This window comes from Sphingomonas faeni, assembly GCF_023195535.1.
In the GTDB taxonomy this organism is placed as follows: Bacteria; Pseudomonadota; Alphaproteobacteria; order Sphingomonadales; family Sphingomonadaceae; genus Sphingomonas; species Sphingomonas faeni_B.
Map to the genome: position 1 here is coordinate 69,707 of NZ_JALPNF010000001.1, position 17,408 is coordinate 87,114.

The 17,408-nt window shown below is 65.6% G+C and carries 15 protein-coding genes; 3 read left to right on the top strand and 12 right to left on the bottom strand.

Going from position 1 to position 17,408, the window contains the following annotated elements:
- The first annotated feature begins 198 nt into the window (after positions 1–198).
- Complete coding sequence (locus tag SPHN_RS00320) at positions 199–1,212, top strand: acetamidase/formamidase family protein (protein ID WP_248520486.1); 1,014 nt, start codon at positions 199–201, stop codon at positions 1,210–1,212.
- 56 nt (positions 1,213–1,268) lie between these two features.
- Here the strand turns inward: SPHN_RS00320 and SPHN_RS00325 are convergent, their stop codons facing one another.
- The 3 genes from SPHN_RS00325 to SPHN_RS00340 all read right to left on the bottom strand — a co-directional run bounded on the left by SPHN_RS00325 (position 1,269) and on the right by SPHN_RS00340 (position 4,171).
- Positions 1,269–2,624 carry a serine hydrolase domain-containing protein gene (locus SPHN_RS00325; protein WP_248520487.1) on the bottom strand — a complete coding sequence of 452 codons (1,356 nt, stop codon included), beginning with the start codon at positions 2,622–2,624 and terminating at the stop codon, positions 1,269–1,271.
- A gap of 121 nt (positions 2,625–2,745) precedes the next feature.
- Entirely contained in the window at positions 2,746–3,078 is a 333-nt protein-coding gene (locus tag SPHN_RS00330) for a hypothetical protein (protein WP_248520488.1), read from the bottom strand.
- Positions 3,079–3,286: 208 nt separating this feature from the next.
- Positions 3,287–4,171: a fatty acid desaturase family protein gene (locus tag SPHN_RS00340; protein WP_248520490.1), complete on the bottom strand. Its 885-nt coding sequence runs from the start codon at positions 4,169–4,171 to the stop codon at positions 3,287–3,289.
- Positions 4,172–4,213: 42 nt separating this feature from the next.
- Between SPHN_RS00340 and SPHN_RS00345 the strand changes: the two genes are divergently transcribed.
- On the top strand, positions 4,214–5,017 hold the full coding sequence (locus SPHN_RS00345) for a hypothetical protein (protein WP_248520491.1): 804 nt from the start codon (positions 4,214–4,216) through the stop codon (positions 5,015–5,017).
- 327 nt (positions 5,018–5,344) lie between these two features.
- On the opposite strand, the gene SPHN_RS00350 is transcribed toward SPHN_RS00345, so the two are convergent.
- The 5 genes from SPHN_RS00350 to SPHN_RS00370 form a co-directional block, all read right to left on the bottom strand.
- Positions 5,345–6,424 (bottom strand): Ca2+-dependent phosphoinositide-specific phospholipase C, encoded by a 1,080-nt coding sequence (locus SPHN_RS00350; RefSeq protein WP_248520492.1) that lies wholly within the window; start codon positions 6,422–6,424, stop codon positions 5,345–5,347.
- Positions 6,425–6,459: 35 nt separating this feature from the next.
- Positions 6,460–7,656 carry a Ca2+-dependent phosphoinositide-specific phospholipase C gene (locus SPHN_RS00355; RefSeq protein WP_248520493.1) on the bottom strand — a complete coding sequence of 399 codons (1,197 nt, stop codon included), beginning with the start codon at positions 7,654–7,656 and terminating at the stop codon, positions 6,460–6,462.
- 25 nt (positions 7,657–7,681) lie between these two features.
- The gene (locus SPHN_RS00360; RefSeq protein WP_248520494.1) at positions 7,682–10,096 is read right to left on the bottom strand and encodes a TonB-dependent receptor; all 2,415 of its coding nucleotides are present in this window, start codon (positions 10,094–10,096) and stop codon (positions 7,682–7,684) included.
- 72 nt (positions 10,097–10,168) lie between these two features.
- Complete coding sequence (locus SPHN_RS00365) at positions 10,169–11,464, bottom strand: MFS transporter (RefSeq protein ID WP_248520495.1); 1,296 nt, start codon at positions 11,462–11,464, stop codon at positions 10,169–10,171.
- A 118-nt stretch (positions 11,465–11,582) separates the two neighbouring features.
- A complete protein-coding gene (locus SPHN_RS00370; RefSeq protein ID WP_248520496.1) occupies positions 11,583–12,782 on the bottom strand; it encodes a TetR family transcriptional regulator in 1,200 nt (399 codons plus the stop codon).
- A gap of 435 nt (positions 12,783–13,217) precedes the next feature.
- Here SPHN_RS00370 and SPHN_RS00375 point away from each other — a divergent pair, with 435 nt between their 5' ends.
- Positions 13,218–13,754 (top strand): hemerythrin domain-containing protein, encoded by a 537-nt coding sequence (locus SPHN_RS00375; protein ID WP_248520497.1) that lies wholly within the window; start codon positions 13,218–13,220, stop codon positions 13,752–13,754.
- Here the strand turns inward: SPHN_RS00375 and SPHN_RS00380 are convergent.
- The 4 genes from SPHN_RS00380 to SPHN_RS00395 are packed head-to-tail and all read right to left on the bottom strand — an operon-like array spanning position 13,751 to position 17,406.
- Positions 13,751–14,461, bottom strand: a complete 711-nt coding sequence (locus tag SPHN_RS00380) for a Crp/Fnr family transcriptional regulator (protein ID WP_248520498.1) — start codon at positions 14,459–14,461, stop codon at positions 13,751–13,753. The genes SPHN_RS00375 and SPHN_RS00380 overlap by 4 nt on opposite strands.
- Before the next feature lie 55 nt (positions 14,462–14,516).
- The gene (gene cydX / locus SPHN_RS00385; RefSeq protein ID WP_248520499.1) at positions 14,517–14,639 is read right to left on the bottom strand and encodes a cytochrome bd-I oxidase subunit CydX; all 123 of its coding nucleotides are present in this window, start codon (positions 14,637–14,639) and stop codon (positions 14,517–14,519) included.
- A gap of 26 nt (positions 14,640–14,665) precedes the next feature.
- On the bottom strand, positions 14,666–15,805 hold the full coding sequence (gene cydB / locus SPHN_RS00390; protein WP_248520501.1) for a cytochrome d ubiquinol oxidase subunit II: 1,140 nt from the start codon (positions 15,803–15,805) through the stop codon (positions 14,666–14,668).
- A 14-nt stretch (positions 15,806–15,819) separates the two neighbouring features.
- Entirely contained in the window at positions 15,820–17,406 is a 1,587-nt protein-coding gene (locus SPHN_RS00395) for a cytochrome ubiquinol oxidase subunit I (RefSeq protein WP_248520503.1), read from the bottom strand.
- Between the last annotated feature and the right edge of the window lie 2 nt (positions 17,407–17,408).

Here is a 17,408-nt window from a genome sequence, read left to right on the forward strand (position 1 = left end):
CGGGATGACGATCGCGCACCGCCGCCGACCTGACCCGTCTCAGTGTCCGTATGGCCCGGGCGTCAAAATGAACGCCTGTCCAGAGTTGGCAATTCGCAAGGCCGCGGTGCATGTCGGCAGACGGGTCAAATCAGGCCCGTGCCGCGGCGAGTGAGATACGCGCCAACGGCTGCGCTCTGGAGTGTTGAAGGGATGACGATGCGCTACCTGATCCTTGCCGCTCTGGCTGCCGTGGCGACTCCCGCGTGCGCTGCGACATATGAATTGAAGGCGACGCCACAGACGGTCGCCTGGGGGCATTACGATGCCACGGACAAGCCGGTGCTGACGATTCGGTCGGGCGACACGGTGGTGATCCATACGCTGCTGACCAACAGTCCGGCAGGTCTCGAAAAGGCGGGAGTCGCGCCCGTGCAAATCGAACCGGCGCTGCGTGCCGTCTATGACGGCGTCCCTGCCAGCGCGCGCGGCCCGGGCGGCCATATCCTGACCGGGCCGATCGCGATCGCAGGCGCGGAGCCCGGCGACATGCTGGAGGTGCGCATCCGCAAGGTCGATCTCGCGATACCCTATGCCTATAACGCGTTTCGGTACGGGGCGGGCTTCCTGACCGACGATTTCCCCTATGCGCGCATGAAGATCGTCCCGCTGGATGCCAAGCGCATGGTCGGCCTGTTCGCACCCGGCATCGAAGTGCCGCTTGCGCCGTTCTTCGGCAGCATGGGGGTCGCGCCGCCGCTGGCGTTCGGCCGCTACGACAGCGCGCCGCCGACGATCAACGGCGGCAACATGGACGACAAGGCACTCGTCGCCGGGACGACTCTGTTCCTTCCCGTCTACGTCCCCGATGCACTTTTCCAGGTCGGCGACGGTCATGCCGCGCAGGGCAATGGCGAGGTCGATATCACGGCGCTGGAAACGTCGTTGACCGGCACGTTCGAGTTCGTGCTGCACAAGAAGGCTGCGATCACCTATCCGCGCGCCGAGACGCCCAAGGCCTATATCGCAATGGGCTTCGACGACGATCTCAGCCACGCGACCCGCAAGGCGCTGCGCAACATGATCGATTTTCTCGTCGCGGAAAAAGGCATGACGCGCGACGACGCCTACATGCTGATCAGCGTCGCGGGCGATGTCGAGATCACCGAGCTCGTCGACCGCAACAAGGGCGTCCACGTCGTCTTGCCGAAGGCGTTGTTCACGAAGGGCTAGCGCCAACGGCTTACGCCTGTTCCTCCGTCGCCGTGTATGCCGTTCGGGTAAGAGGCCTATGGCAAAGCGGCGGCAATGTCCGCCACGAACTGAGCGACGTTGAACCGGGCGGAGCCGGGATCCTCGCCACGCCTGACCACCACCAGGTGCCGGGACGGGATCACCATCACATACTGACCCCGGTTGCCTTGCGCGGCAAAGCTGCCCTCGGGCAGGCCCTGCTTGGGGCCGAACAGCCACATCGTCGCGCCATAGCCCGGTCCGCTCGCGGGCTGCGGTCCGCTGGGCGTTGTCATGGTGAGCATCCACCCTGCCGGCAACAGGCGCTTGCCCTGCCAGACGCCGTCCTGCGACCAGAACAACCCCAGCCTCGCCAAGTCGCGGGCGGTCGACCAGACCTGACTGGAGAGGATGTAATTGCCGTGCCAGTCCGTTTCGGCAACGGTGTGCGACATGCCGAGCGGGCGGAACAGGGTGCCCGGCAATGCGCGGTACCGGGGCTCGCCGATTGCCTGTCGCGTGGCGTAGGCCGCGAGTAGGATATCGGTGTTGGCGTAGCGAAAGCGTTTGCCGGGCAAGGCTTCCAGAGGCCATGACACCGCCTGTTCGTCGACGGTGGTGCCGCCGAAATAGATGGCATCGGTGCGATTGCCGGCGGTTTCGCTATGCAGCCCGGATGCCATGCGTAGGAGATTGTCGAGCGTGATCGCCTGACGTGGATCGCCCGTCTTCCATTGCGGCACGGCGGCGGGCGCCTTTAACGCGCCTGGATTGGCGAGACCTATAAGCGTGCCGGCGATCGACTTGCCGACCGACCAGGTCCGATTGGACACGAACGGCCCGAAACCGCGGCCATATTGCTCGGCAAGAACCTGGCCGTCCTGCACGACGATCACGCCGACCGTTTTGGTGGCGGCGCCATATGTGATCCCGAATGCCTTGCCGACGGCGCCGCTCAGTGTGGCCGACGGGCGCGGTGCGATGCCACTGTCACCCTGCGGCCAGCGACGAGGATCCGCCGCCGTAATCGACGGTGCCGCTGTCGACTTGCGGCCAGTCGGTGCCGTGTCGCCGATCGGCAGCGTCACGCACCCCCGTCCGCTGGTCCAAGCTGCGCGTCTTGGCGGTAGCTGGGGATCGAATGCTACGGAAACGGACTGAAGACCACGGTCGACGTTCGCCGTCAGAGTGGGCACGATCTTATCATATTCGGGGTAGATGCCGGCCAGTTCATCCGCATCGATCTGCTCAGGCGTGCGACCGGCGTTGAAGATGCCGGAGCAGTAGAGCGCCGCCTTGTAACCCGCTGCTACCGCGCGTTGGTACGGTCCTGCCGAGGGCTGTGCGACAATTTGGGCATTGCCGGGCGCTGACGCGAGGAGCACGAGGCCGGCCGCTTTTAGTATTTGCATGACCGCATCTTTCCATTGCACCACGCGATCGGCAATTCGTTTCTCTGATCTGGAGCAATCGGAGAGTCCCGGGCAGGCGTATCATCGATCCCAGGTCGGGCCGGGCGCGGTTACATATCGATCAGAGCCCGAGACCGCGACGCTTGATCTCGCCGAGCAGCGCTTCCGCCACCGGGTGGCCAACTTCACCGCCCGACTGGTCATAGGCGCTCGACAGATCGGCGTCCGATGCAGTGTTCAACAGGTCTCGGACGTCTGCGGTGAACTCGTCGACTTCCTCCGCCGCCGCCGCTGCGGCGTCGTCGCTGGTGATGGCGGGCTCGTCGCCTGGCGCGGGTGCATGGGCCATCACGGCATCCTGCTTGAACACGTCGAAGGCGTCGGCTGCTTCGTTGCGCTCCTCCAGGGCGATCTCAAGGAGGGTGAAAAGGTCGAGCGATTCAGTGTTTTCCATAGCGCAAGCCTACCCGGTTTGTCGTGTGGCGCAATATGGCACTAACCGAACGCTTCTTCGGCAATCCCGATGTCGCGTACTTGCAGGCGCATTACGCAACACGAGGATGTCATGCCGCTCGTATCATTCGGGCCGGACCTCTCGATTGGGTATCGGACCAAGCGAGTGCCGCACGCCGGGTCCTGACTCCGCGTGATCGGTCAAATCCTCAGGCGGCCCGGCGGGTCGCGCGGCGCACCACGTCGCGATAGCCGTGCGAGAGCGAATCGAACCCGTCATAGAAGCCGCGCGCTTTCAGCAGGCGGTGCATCCGCGCGAGCCGGTAGGGCGGGACACCCGCCGCCACGTGATGCTCGACATGATAACTGACGTGGTTCGGGGCGACCAGCAGCCGCTCCCACCAGGATACCATCGTGGTCGCGGTGTTCATGCGCGGATCTGCATCGCCGCGATCGGGCACGACACCATGTTCGCCGATCTGGCGGAGGCGCGCGATCACGGGGTAGGCGAAGATCTGCGCGACCCACCACAGCCCGTACGCCCACCAGCCGCCCGCCAGCGCAAGCACGGCGAACAGACCGATGTGAAAGGCGACCCAGGGCCATTGCTTGGCGATCGTGAAGCGCGCGAGCGACTGGACGAGATCGCGCCAGCCGGTGCGGCCGGTCACGTCGCGCATCAGCTTGCGGCGCAGCGCCTGGGCGGTGATCGGATAATTGGCGACGAAGCCGAGATCGGGATCGTCGGGGGTTCCGGCATGTCGATGATGCGCCAGATGGTAGGTGCGATAGTCCTGGAGCGACAGGTTGATCGGCGTCCCCGCGAGCCATTGCCCGACGACCTCGTTGGTGCGTCGGTCGGTGAACAGCGCGTTGTGCGCGCAATCATGCACGAGGATGCCGAGCCCGAGCTGGCGCGCGGCGATAACCGGGATCGCGGCGAGGATCGTCAGCGGGTTGGGCCAGATGATCGCGACGGCGAACGCGCCTGCGATCAACCCCCAGTTCACCGCGAACGCCCACCACGCCCGCAGATTCGATCGGCGCGTCAATGCGGCCAGTTCGTCCCTTGCAATAAAATCTCTTACCTTCATGCTGGCGATCCTTCCGCAGCCTGAGTAACACGATAGCGCAGCATGAGTCAAAAGATGTTATATGATTGGCGCGCGCCGGTGACGCCGAAGTCGCTCGCGCTGTGGTTCCTGTCGACCGCCGCGCCCGCGCCGCTGCGCGCCGGCACGCTGATCGATCGTGCCCGCATCTTCGACATCGAACCCGCTGCGATGCGCGTCGCGCTGGGACGGCTGGTGCGGGAGGGCCTCGCCGACCAGGCCGAGAGAGGCGTCTATTCGCTGGGCCCAAACGCGGCCGCGCTGCATGCAAAGGCGCGCCAGTGGCCGCGCCTCGAGGATGGCGTGCGCCCGTGGGACGGGGCGTGGATCGTCGTGCTGACGCACCATCTGGGCCGCATCAACCGGCCGCGGCTCCAGGCGGGCGAGCGGGCGTTGCGGCTCACCGGCTTTGTCGAGGCGGATACCGGTGCCTGGGTGCGGCCGGACAATCTGCGGCGCGATACGGCGTCGCTGGCCGGCGAACTCGCGGGGCTGGGGCTCGACGCGCAGGCGACCATCCTCGCCGGATGCGTCGCGCAGTCGGCGGACGATGCACGGTTCCGCGCCTTGTGGTCACCCGACCTGCTCGAGGACGGCTATCGCTTCTGGATCGGCGAGCTGGAAGCCAGCGAGGCCAGGACCGCGCGGATGCCCGTCACCGAGGCGGCGCGCGAAACCTTCCTGCTCGGGCAATCCGTCATCCGCGCGATCAACTCGGACCCGCTGCTGCCCGACGATCTCGTCGATACGGAGCTGCGCGGCACGCTCGTGAACGCGATGGTCGGCTATAACGCCATGGCCCTGCACCACTGGAGCAAGGTTAGCTGAGGCGGACGCGACAGGTGCGCGGTGATTCAAGCTTACGTCATGACGAGCACTTCCGTCCCCCCCGGCTCGACGAGAATTCAGCGCATCGCCAAGACCTGATCGCACTGGCCGTCGATATCCTCGCGGCCGGTGGGTGCGGATCGTCGCCGACCAATATGAACGCACGACCGAAGTCGGAGCCTCGGAACGCCCGCGCGAGCGTCCAAATATGGGTCAGCAAATCCGTCTAACCATATGCCAAAGGTTCGACTGGACTGCGTGACATCACGACCCTGCGTCATCCGCTATGTCGAAGGTTCGAGGGCAGTCAAGAAAGCCAGGTGCGGTTCATCTCGGCTGCCCTTCGAGGTCGCCGCAAGGCTGACGCACGCGTACGGGATTGCAACGTGCGACCTGCCCGCCGGGCAAGGCCACATGATAGCCGCCGACCAAGCGGGGGTCGGTCCAGAGATAGTCGGTCGAGGCATATTGCGCGCCGCCGGCCAACGCGGTGTCGCGCGGGACGGTATCGTTGGCGCGAGCCTCACGGGTGTTCGCGTCGGCGCGGGTGCGGACGATGAAGCCCGCGGCGACGTCGCGGCGGATACGCTCGGCATCGTGGACCGGGTCGTTGAGCGTCAGATAGGCGGCAGCGGGCGAGTCCTCGTCGGTGTTGATGAAGAACACGCGGCCCTCGAGCGAGCGCCGCGTGCCGCGGTACACCGCGACCTTCGCCGGCGGCTCGTCCATCGCGAACAGGAATTTGCCGCGCGACGCCTCCAGCAAGGGCCAGTTGTCGGCGAGCACGGCCTCGCGCAGTGTTGCATAATGGCCCTGCACGTCGTCGGGGACGATCAGCTTGCCGGGCGGCAGGATCGAGCGGATCTCCGCATCGAGCGCGTCGTAGGCCGCTGCGTCGAACGGCAGCGCGTCGATCCCACCGCGCGCCGCGTTCTGCTCGTCCTTGGTGTTGAACATCAGCATGATCGGCACGTGGCGCGGATGCTTGGCCGACCAGTCGCGGACGATCGTCAGGCACTCGGTCAGCAGCACGCAGCTCGACGCATTGTCGATGCCGGGAATGTGCAGCACCTTGAAGCCGGGTCTCAATAGCGTCGGATCGTTCGAGCCCCGCGCGTAATGGCCGCCGTGCGGATCATAATTGACGTCGATCTCGAGTTGTCGAGCACCGGCATCGAGTTGCGCGACGAGGCTGCGGTGCGCGTAATCGAGCGCGTCGGCCATCGCAGGATCGGTCGCGCGGATTTTCGCCATCGTCGCGGCGGGCATCGGCTGCTTGTAGCTGTTGTGCGTGCCGATGACCGCAACGTCGTTTATCCGCAGCGCACGCGTGGGGGCCGGGTCTTTGGCCATCGCGGTGGCCGCCATCAGCGCGAGGGCCGGTCCTATTGCGAACGATCGTGTCATGCGTCTTCCTGTCCGATTGCGAGCGACGACATGGTTCACCGCGGCAGCGCGCAGCCGGCGGGCGCGTTGACCGGGTTGCACCGCGCGGCACCGCCGCCGGGCAGCCGTACCACATAGGACGTGCCATAGCCGTTGCCGGGCCTGTAGAAGTCGGTCGAGACGATCTGCGCACCGCTGCGGAACGCCTGCGTCGCGCGCGCGGGGTCGTTGATCCGCGCTTCGAACGTCTCGATGTCGGCACGCGCGCGGACCAGATAGCCCTGCTCGACGAGCGCCGGGATCTCCTTGGCCCGCATCGTCGCGTTGTCCATTAGCAGGAACGCGGCATAGTTGTCGCCCGGACTGGCGCGCAGGAACGCGGCACGACCCTCGAGATTGGGGTGGCCCTCGTGATACGCCGCCAGCGCGATCGGATCGAGTGCGGTCAGCAGCAGGAAGACGAACTTGCCCCGCGCCGCCTGCAGCGTCGGCCAGTGATGCGCGCGAACACCGGCTTCGAGCGTCGCATAGCCGCCGCGGACGGCGTCCGGCGTCACGAGGTGATCGCGCCCGATCACGTCGTAGATCGACGCATCCATCTCCGCGAACGCCTTGGCGTCGAACGGAAGCGGCTTGGTCGAGCCGCGGAAGATCGGCAGCGGATCGCTCTTGGCCTCGACCAGGATGAAGATCGGTTCGTGGTTCGGATGCGCGTCGGACCAGGTGCGCAACTGGCCGAGGCAGGTGCGGAACAGGTTGCAGCTCGACCGCACGTCGAAATCGGCGATGTGGAAGACCTTGAGCCCTGGCTTGTCCATGTCGGTCTTGTCGAGCGGCAGCGGGTCGACGATGCCCTTCGCCTTCAGCGCCGCATAGCCGGCCGGGTGCGCGTAACGGCCGCCGTCGGGATCGTTGTTGATGTCGATCTCGAGGCTACGCATCCCGGCGTCGAGCTGGGACGCGAGCGATGTGTAGCGATAGTTCAGGCCCTGACTGAGGCTGCCGGGATTGGGATGATATTCGAGCCCGGCGGCTTTGGCGGCGCCGGTGAGCGAGGCGTTGCGCGCCATCAACTTGGGGCCGACGATGGCTTCCGCCATCGCCATCAGGCGCGGGTCGATGCCCTGCGAATAGCTGTTGTGCGTGCCGACGACCTGAATCTCGTTGAGCAGGAGTTCGGGCGCGCGGTCCTTGGCGGTGGCCAGCGCGGAGAGCGCGCCGGTCGTAGCCAAGGCGATTGCGAGTGTCTTCATGCGGATATCCCTCTGATCGGTATCGTCAGAAACCGAATTTCACGTAAGCACCGAGCGTCCGATACGCGGCCGGGGTGCTGTAATGGAGCAGGCCGAGCGTCCCGTAGATCTGGTAGCCGGTCGAGAAATACGTGTTGAACAGGTTGCGCGCGTAGACGCCGACTTCGACCGAGTCGTTGATCTTGGCGACGCTCAGGCGCGTGTTGACCAGGCCGTAGGCGGGGATGAACGAATAGCTCGCGTTCGGCGTGGTGGTACCGTCGGCGTTCTTGACCGGTGCGGCGAGCCAGTCGCCGAGCAGCGCGCCAGTGACGGTCTGCGTGCTGCTGCGATACGCATAGTCGATATGCGCCTTCACCTTGAGATCGGACGAGATTTCGGTGTCATAGTCGCCGTTGATCGTGAACGACCAGCGCGGCGCGTTGGTCAGACGCGTGCCGGTGTAGTTAGCGGTCGGGCTGGCGACGTAATCGGTGAACTTGGAGTCGTTGAAGGTCACCGCGCCGCCGAACGAGAAGTCGCGCACCGGCTTCACGGCCAGCGAAGCCTCGAACCCGCGCGAGCGAAGGCCGGGGGCGTTGCCGATCGCCGAGGCGAGGATGAAGCCGCCGATACCGGTGGTCACCGGGGTCAGGATCGTCGCCTGGAAATCGGTGTAGTTCGACGAGTAGACGTCGAAGTTGAGCCGCACGCGACGGTTGAGGAATTCGGACTTGATGCCCGCCTCCCAGCTTTTCACCGTCTCCGAGTTGTACGGGTTGTACTTGTTGCCGACGAAGGCGATGCCGCCCGGCTTGTAGCCGGTCGAATAGGTCGCATACAGCATCACGTCGGGGCTGATCGTGAACTGCGGCGCGATCCGATAGGTGAGCTTGCCGCCATTCTTCGAGCCATTGCGAAAGTCTTCGGTCGGCGCCGCGCTGGCCGCGGTGAAGGTTGGAAAATAGCCGGTGATCGGTACGGGATCGGTGTCGAAATAGCCGATCGACTGACCGTTCCAGTCGTAATTATAGCGCCCGCCGAGCGTCAGGCTGAGCTGCGGGCTGAAGGTGAACTTGGTCTGGCCGAACACCGCGGCGGTCTCGTTGTACGATTTGAACCGCGCGGTGTTGCCGAGCAGCTTGCCGGTCACCGGATCGTTCGCGCCGGTGTTTGCGGACAGGGTGGGGCGGCCGACGCCGTTCGCATCGTAAACCGGCGCGCCGAGCGGGCCCCATTGCAGCTGCGTCTGCGTGGCGTTCAGTCGGTTGTAGAACGCGCCGACCAGATACTCGAAGAAATGCCCGGTCGACGAGGCGACATGGACCTCCTCGCTGAACTTGTTCGAGCGCAACCGGCCCATGTTGAACGGCAGATACGCGTTGACGTCGACCGGCAGCAGATCGGCGGGGGTGTCGTTGTCGTACACCGTCTCACGGTAGGCGGTGATCGAGGTCAGCGTGACGGCGCCGAGATCGTAATTGGCGTGGAGCGAGCCACCCTTGTTGGTCATACCGATCGAGCCGAGATAGCTGTCGAGAGAATCGGTGTTCTTCTCGCTCGCCACCACGCCGAGCGCGGCCATCTGCGCGGTGATCTCGGCGGAGGGCGCGAAGACCGATCCGGCGGGGCCGCCGACGGGCGTGCGGACCGACGTGTCGTAATGGCGGGTGTATTCGCCCGCGAGGACGAATTCGAGGTTGTCGAGCGGCCGGTAGAGCAGCTTTGCGCGGACGCCGTATTCGTCGACGCGGTTGAGATTGCGGTTGAGCGTCACATAGCGACCGACGCCGTCCTGGCCCTGCTCGAACGCCGATACGCGCAGCGCGGCGGTATCGCTGATCGGCACGTTGACCGTCCCGTTGACGATGCGGTCGTTGCGCTCGCCATAACTGCCGTAGAAATTGCCCGAGCTCTGGCCGATCACCGGGTTGTTGGTGGTCAGCGAGATCACACCAGAGGTCGAGTTCTTGCCGAACAGCGTACCCTGCGGCCCCATCAGCACGTCGACGCGCGCCACGTCGACCAGTCCGATCAGCCCATTGTCGCGCTGGTTGTCCATGACCACGTCATCGACGACGACGTTGACCGACTTGGCGTTGGAGAGATCGAACGACGAGCTGCCGACGCCGCGAATCTGGAAGGCGGCGCCCTGGGTCGGGTTATACTGCACGCCGGGGACGACATATTGCAGGTCGGTGAGGCCGATATAGCCGGTCTTGGCGAACTGCTCGCCGCTGACCGAGGTGATCGAGATCGGCACCGACTGCGCCTTTTCCAGACGGCGCTGCGCGGTGACGACGATGTCGGTCAGGCCCTCGCTGTCCTTGGCCGCGTCTGCCGCCTGCGCGATGGGCTCGCCCGATTGGGGAGCAACCTGCGCATACGCGTGTTCAGCTACCAGGCCGCCAAGCAGCAAGGCCGTTCCCGTCATCAGATGTACGAGTTTCTGGATGTTCACTGCAGTTCCCCAATTGCCGTCGATCCAACGGCAGGCATGGCGGTCCTGTAGGAGCAGTCCGTGACAGGAGAATTACAGTTGTTCAGCGGCTATCAATTTCGATCCGGTTGGTAGCGATTTGCCCGAGGGGGTATTTGGCGTCGTTGTGCTGCGGGTCCTGACTATCCGGATCGAGGCCATCATCAGCAGCACCGCACACAGGGCTGGCATGAGCTGCACCGATAAATACGGGTGTTCAGCGCCTTGTGACGTCGCCGGATCGAATCCGAACAGCCGATAGCCTGCGAACAACAATCCCGTCGCAAGTGCGCCGCACAGATTGAAGGGCAGGTGGAAGCCGGCATAATGCGCCGCGGCGCGCGCATTCATATCGCCGGAGCGCGCCGCGAGATCGAGCCGCTCGCCGAGCAAGAGCCGCAACGCCATGAAGTCGACGGCGGATACCAGCCCGAACGATGCGGTCCAGAGCATCAGCGCCGCCGGCCGTCCGGCGGGAAGCGCGATCAGCGCGAGGGCGAGCAGCAGGTTGACCCAGAATACGGCTTGCAGTGTCCGCGCCGGCGGCACGCGTGTTCCACAGGCGATCGCCGCGGCGATGCCGATCGCGGCGCAGGCCGACTGGACCAGGACGCCGGTCGGTCCCCAACCCGGGAGCGCAAGCGCGGTGCCGACGAGGTAGAGATAGGCGGTGCCGGTGACGGCGGTATGCGCGCCGTTGAGCGCGAACAGCGCAGCGAGCCGGCTATTCTCGCGATCGGCGAACAGCAGGCGTACCGGTTCCAACAGCGTGTCGTGGTGCCGCGCCCTTGCCAGCGGCGCGCGGTCGGGGACGAACAGGATCAGGCCGGCATGGGCCAGCGGGGCGCCGACCGACACCACCAGCAGGATCGCCGCGAACGGGGACCAGTGGCCGATGTGTAGCGCGCCGATCGAGGAAAACGCCACCGTGCCGAGAATTCCTGCAAGCGACCGCAGGCCGAACACGCGGGCGCGGCCGGCACCGTCCCGCGTCGCCTCCAGCGCCCACGCGCCGTGAGTCACGTTGCAGATCGCCCAGCCGACGACCAGCGCGACCAAGGCGAGAGCGACAAGCGAAAGGCTGCTCGCTCGATCGAGACACAGCATCGTCACACCGCCGGCGACGAGCAACGCGGTGCCGCACAGCATCCACGATACGCGCGGCCCGAACCGCCCCGGTCCGCGATCGCACAGCGCGCCGGCGATCATCTCCGCCGGGATTGCGGCAAGACCTGCGAGGATCACGAGCCAGCCGACCACCGCGATCGGCAAACCCAGATCATAGGAGAGATAGGCCGCGAGGAAGGTGCGTCGCGCGAGGTCATAGCCAGCGAAAACCCAGGTAGGCATCGATAGCGCCAACATCTGGCCGGCTGATGGCGCACTCCGTTTGGTTATGCCGCGGTCCACGCCGCCGCTTAGGCGGAAAATGTTCCCGTTCGATGACAGCGGCGCGAGAGCACGGCGGTCAGTCGGCGCGTTCGTCGTTCCAGGCATCGAGCGCCGCGAACGCGCTACGATAACACGTATCTTCCGGGAGGTTGCGGCTCATCGCGACCATCCGCATGCCGAACAGCGCGATCGAGATGACCTGTGCGGTCGCGCGATCGAACCCCGCATCCGCGCGCGAACCGAACCCCAGCGTTACCAGATCGGCGGCGCGGATATTCTCGCCGCGCCGTCGGCGCATGTCGAGCGCATAGGGCCGCAGGCTCGGCTCACGCACACTGGCCAGCGCGATCATCGACGTCGCCTTGACGAGATCGCGCGCCTCCGCATCGTCACCCGGCGCGGTCCTGTCGGCACGTGCGCGGTCGCGTGTGCCGTGGAAACGAGCGATCACCGCATGGAGCCCCGCCACGACCAACGCCGCTCGGCCCCCGAAATGATAGACCACGGTCGATGCCGGCACCGCCGCTGCCAGTGCCACCGAGCGGTGGGTGACCGCGTCCATGCCGCGCGAGACGATGATCCGCGCGGCGCTGTCGGCGATGCGTTGGCGTTTCGGATCGTCGGGCATCGCGATGGGAAGATCGTCCGGTTCGAGCAGCGCGATCAGCCGTTCGATGGCCGAGCCGCGCGCGCCGCCGCGCGGCCGGAGCCCGTCGGCGAACCGTTGCAGGCACAGCACGCGCAACGACACGTAGGCGGGGTCTTCGCCTGCGCCGAGCGCAAACCCTGCCTCGTCGAGGACATAGCCCAGTGCGAGGTCGGCGAGCGTCGGGGAGCCGAACACCAGGGTCGACCAGAACGTGCCGGCTCGCGTGAGCCACCGATCGAGCATGCGCGACGGGGCCTGCTGCAACGCGCGATGATGGACGAGCTCGATCAGGAAGATCGCCTGCTGCCGCCCTGCGGTCATCCAGTCCCGGAACGCCAGATCCGCGAGTGCGGCGCGCACGGCATTGTCGCCCGGCGTTATCTGTGCGGCCAGGTCCGACCATCGGTCGAAGAAAAGCTGGTCGCGTTGCGCGGCATCATCGACGATACGGTCGATCAATTGGTCTTTGGTGCCCATCCGCGCCGAGATCGCAGCGACGCTGACCCCGAGGCTCGTCGCGAGCGGGCGCAACGTCAATCCGGCAAAACCGGTGCGAACGATGATGTCGATGGCGGCATCGACGATCGCGTCCTGACAGATGCCTTCCCGGCTGACAGAGTCGTGCACGTCCACGCGGCTGGAGCTAGCGTACGGCGCGCACAACGTCACGACCGATCGCTGCGCTTTTTGCGGGCTGCCACCAATCCGGTCCGCTTACGGCGAGGTGTGTCGAGGACACCGACCGTTCAACCGAAAATTATGATGCATTAGACACGTGAACGACCGGCTGGTTGCGGGATGCGGAATGGCAGCCGCGAACATCCGCTACTGATACGGCCGTTCGGGCTATCCGGTCAGCGTATGAAGAGGACTTCTCGACAGACCTGGCCACTTGGCTTTCGAGAGCAAGAATCCTTGACAGTGGAGCCGCAGGGTATCGCTGATGATTGGCGAAGCTCCGCGACCGGCCCGCGCGAGGGAGAAGCAGATCGCGTCGCCTGATTGACCGCGGTCAATGTCGCGCGCCAAAGCGCATGCGACCTAGGCTCATGGGGAGCCGCGATGATCGAGCATGACGAGTTTGCCGCGCGCGTCGTGCCGTTTGCCGGGCGCTGGCATGTCATCCACGAACTCGATCTGGCGCGGTTGATCGCCGCCCATGCACGGCTTCGCGACGTGTGCGATCGGCTGGAGGCATGCGCCGATGCGTTGCCCGGTTGGTTGCCCGATCCCGAGGTCGACGCGGTCTGTCATGACTTGCGTGCCGTCGTCGTCAGGCATCCGCGCGATGAAAATGCGGTGATCGATGCACTGTTCTCGCAGGGTCTTGGCGATCCGCTCACCGCCGCGGTGGTGGGGCGGATTCGCGCGCATCATGTGAGTAATGCGTTTCAGGCGGACAATATACTTGCCGCCTTTTCCGGCGTCGCGACGCCGTGCGCGGAAGCGTTCGGCTATATGTTGCGGAGTTTATTCGACGGGGCCCGGCAGGCGATGGACTTTACCCAGCTCGCGATCCTGACGCTTGGCGCGGGGCGGCTTACGCGTGGCGCGCGCGAGATGCTCGTAAGCGGACTTTGCGAGCGCGGCGTGGTTTAGGCCGCCTCGGCGCGCCCCTGCAGCGCATCCGGGTCGGAGATGGTGATCGCGCGACCGCCGGGCAGTGCGATCACGCCTGCCGTCTTGAGCCGGGTCATCTGGCGGCTGACCGTCTCGATCGTCAGCCCGAGCACGTCGGCGATCTGTCCGCGCGTGAGGGGCAGGTCGAACGTCATCGGCCCATTCGGCGTTGCGCGACATCCGGTCGCGGTGGCGCGCGTGGCCATGTCGAGCAGAAAGCCGGCGATCTTCTCCTGCGCGGACTGTCGTGCGAGCGACAGAATCCGCGTCCGGGCGACGCCGAGCGCGGCCAGCGTCCGCTGCAACAACAACCGCTCCATCCGCGCGTGATCGTCCAGTACGCGTTCGAAGGCGTCGCGCGGGAAGATGCACAGTTCGGACTCGGTCAATGCGGTGATCGTGAAATCGGCGTGGCCGGCATAGGGCTGGCCGACGAAATCGGCGGGATACAGCAGCCCGACGATCTGTTCGCGGCCGTCGGGCGTCGCCGCCACCAGCTTGAGCACGCCCGACAACAGGTTCGCGCAGATGATGCTCTCGTCGCCCGCCCAGATCAGCGTCTGGCCGCGCGCGATCTTGCGGCGACGGCCAAGTGTATTCAGCGCGCCCAGCTCGACATCGCTGAGGCTGCTGCACAGCGCCTTGTCGCGGACCGCGCAATCCGCACAGATGTCGTGGTGAGCCATTGATCGAGTATAGTATGAAAGCGCACGATATCCGCGCGAATTATTTACGAGACGGTTATGAGTTTGCTTGCGCGTCGGCGTCGTCTTCGATCGGCAAATGGAACTCGTGCCAGATGCCGTTGAGGATGCCGAAGCCGACCGCGAGGCCGAGGCCGAGTACCCAGGTGAAATACCACATGATCAGATGTCCTTAGTGATCGGGGATCAGTAGAAATCGGGGTTGGTCGCGACCTCCCGCGTCGTCACGCGGCCGAACATCACCTTGTACGCCCAGGCGGTGTACGCGACGACGATCGGCAGCAGCACCACGGTGACGAACAGCATGATGCCGAGCGTCTTGGCGCTCGACGACGCGTTCCAGACGGTCAGGCTGGAATGCGAGTCGATGCTGGACGGCAGTATGAAGGGGAACATCGACAGTCCGACGGTCGCGATGATGCCAAGCGCGGAGGCCGACGACCCCGCGAACGCCGCGCCTTCCGATCCGCGCCGGATCCCGAACAGCGCGAGCGCCGCGCCGCCGAACCCCAGTGCGGGAGCGATCATCATCCACGGATACAGGGCGTAATTGGCGAGCCAGCCGCCGCGGGCGAGTTCGCTGGTGGTGCGCAACGGATTGGACGGGCCCGAGGGATCGATCGCGCCGACGATCCGGTAGCCGATGTCGCCATACGCGACGAACCCCCAGCCGATCGCGAATAGCGCGAGCGAGGCGAGTCCAGCGACCGTGCCGAACTTGCGCGCGCGGTCGTGGACCGGGCCGTGCTCGATCTTGATCGCCAGCCACGCGCTGCCGTGGAGCACGAGCATCGCGACCGACAACAGGCCGCACAGCAACGTGAACGGCGTGAACAGCCCGAGAAAACCGCCGTCGAAGAATGCGCGCAGATCGCTGTCGAGACGGAACGGCGCGCCCGATAGGACGTTGCCGACCGCCACGCCGAACACGAGCGCCGGCACGAATCCGCCGACGAACAGCGCCCAGTCCCAGCGCGAGCGCCAGGCGGGGTCCGGCCGCTTCGAGCGGTATTTGAACCCCACCGGCCGCAGGATCAGCGCCGCCAGGACGAGGAACATCGCGAGGTAGAAGCCCGAAAAGCTGATCGCGTAGACGAATGGCCACGCCGCGAAGATCGCGCCGCCTGCGAGGATGAACCACACTTGGTTGCCCTCCCAGGTCGGGCCGATCGCATTGATCACCATGCGCCGTTCGGCATCGGTGCGCCCCACGAACGGGAGCAGCGCCGCGACGCCGAGATCGAAGCCGTCGGTCAGCGCGAACCCGATCAGCAGGATTCCCATCAGCGCCCACCAGATCAGACGCAGCGTTTCATACTCGAACATCGTCGTGTCTCCTGTCAGGCGGCCAAGGGAAGGGGTGGGGTCGGTGTTTCGAGGATCGGGCCCGCAACCGGCTGCGGATCCTCGTCATGCTCGAACGGCCCTTTTCGGATCGTCGCGAGGATCAGCCGCACCTCGATCACCGCCAGCGTGCCGTAGATCGCGGTGAAGCCGATGATCGTCGTCCACAGCACCCCGCGGGTCAGCGACGAGGCGGCCAGGAACGTCGGCAACACGCCCTCGATCGCCCAGGGCTGGCGACCGATCTCGGCGAGCATCCAGCCTAGCTCGATCGCAATCCATGGCAGCGGGAGGGCGATGACGGCGAGCTTCAGGAACCAGCGCGTCTGGGTGTGCATCCGGAGCGAGGTCAGCACGAACGCGGTGCCGAACAGCGCGATCATGAAGAAGCCGATGAAAGCCATGATCCGGAAGCTCCAGAACATCAGCGGGACGTTCGGCACCACGTCCCATGCGGTCGCGGCGATCAGTTGCGGGCTCGCCATGCGCGGATCGGCGACATGGCGTTTCAGCAACAGCGCATAACCCATATCGCGCTTGTGCGCCTCGAACCGTGCCCGCTGCGGGACGTCGGTTCGATCGACCTTTAGATGCTCGACCGCGTCATAGGCGATTACGCCTGATGTAATCCGCTCCTGCGCCTTCAGCACCAGTTCGGACATCCCCGTCACCTCCTTGTCGAGGCTGCGCGTCGCGATCAGGCCGAGCACCCAGGGGATCTGTACCTCATACCGCGTCTCGCGCGCGGCGACGTCGGGCAGGCCGAACAGTGTCAGCCCGGCGGGGGCAGGCGCGGTGTGCCACGCAGCCTCGATTGCCGCGAGCTTCATCTTCTGGTTGTCGGTCAGCGCGTACCCGCTCTCGTCGCCGAGCACGACGACCGACAGCGACCCGGCGAGCCCGAACGCCGCGGCGACCGTCATCGAACGGCGCGCGACCGCGGTGTAGCGCCCCTTCAGCAGCCAGAAGGCGGAGATGCCGAGCACCACCACCGCGGCGCAGACATAACCGGCGCTGACGGTGTGGACGAACTTGGCCTGCGCGATCGGGTTGAACAGCACCGCGCCGAAGTCGCTGACCTCCATCCGCATCGTGTCGGTGTTGAACTCGGCGCCGGTCGGGTTCTGCATCCAGCCGTTCGCGACCAGAATCCACAGTGCCGACAAATTGGTGCCGAGCGCGACCATGAAGGTGACGATCAGGTGGCCGAGCTTCGACAGGCGGTCCCAGCCGAAGAACATCAGCCCGACGAACGTCGCCTCGAGGAAAAACGCCATCAGCCCCTCGATCGCGAGCGGCGCACCGAAGATGTCGCCGACATAATGCGAGAAATACGACCAGTTCGTGCCGAACTGGAACTCCATCGTCAGCCCGGTGGCGACGCCCAGAACGAAATTGATCGCGAAGATCCGCCCCCAGAACCGCGTGATCACGCGCCAGATCGGCCGGTTCGTCATCACGTACACGGCCTCCATGATGACCAGCATCATCGACAGCCCGAGCGTCAGCGGTACGAACAGGAAATGGTACAGGGCGGTCAGCGCGAATTGCAGCCGCGACAGATCGATGACCCCAAGGTCCATGA